The following is a 714-nucleotide window of genomic DNA, read 5'->3' as shown; positions in this document are numbered from 1 at the left end:
TAGATGCTGTCATAAACTTTCACATAGCACGCGACTCCGAAGTCCATGTTCATCGCGTTGGCAGAACAGGCCGTGCAGGTAGTAAGGGTTTGGCATTTACACTCTACGCAGAAAAAGAACGCTATCGCATAGATAGATTAGAACAGTACCTGAACAAAGAAATAGTGGCAGAAGCACTTCCTTCAGCAGACGTCCTTGCCAAAAAGCCTTTTTACCCACCAATGAAAACAATTCAAATTGACGGTGGAAAGAAACAGAAAGTCAGACCTGGCGACATATTGGGCGCACTGACAGGCGACAAGACGATAGAAGCAACATCGATAGGCAAGATTAATATCTTTGACTTCTCAGCCTATGTTGCGGTTGAACACAAAGTTAGTCGCAAAGCGCTTGAGAAAATTTCAAAAGGAAAACTAAAAGGTCGAAACTTTAGGGCTCGCTTTATTTAAGGCATTGGGATCAGTGTATAAAACATTTTACACTGATCCCAATTCGTTATAATCGCTAGTGCTTACGTCCGAACCTGTATAAACCTAGTAAGGGGAACAAACTAAAAAACAGTGATGAAGGCTCATTCACTTCTATTGAATCAACTGGCCAGTCTCTATATAACAACCACCCTGTACCTTCGTATGAATCTACAAAACGATTAGCGTTATCGATACGATCGAACTCAGATTTCTTCTCGACTGTCTTTAAGGCCCTATCTTGGCG

2 protein-coding genes are annotated in these 714 nt (G+C 42.0%); one reads left to right on the top strand and one right to left on the bottom strand.

Annotated features, from left to right (window positions below; translation table 11 throughout):
- Positions 1–449 (top strand): DbpA RNA binding domain-containing protein (locus tag A3766_RS00585; RefSeq protein ID WP_197479138.1); only part of this gene is annotated, 449 nt, incomplete at its 5' end.
- A gap of 55 nt (positions 450–504) precedes the next feature.
- Here the strand turns inward: A3766_RS00585 and A3766_RS30020 are convergent.
- Positions 505–714: hypothetical protein (locus tag A3766_RS30020; protein WP_197479137.1), on the bottom strand; the 210-nt coding region annotated here is incomplete at its 5' end.

The organism is Oleiphilus sp. HI0132, assembly GCF_001635845.1.
Note: the sequence above shows the minus strand (reverse complement) of the source record. Positions and strands in the feature narration are given on the sequence as shown.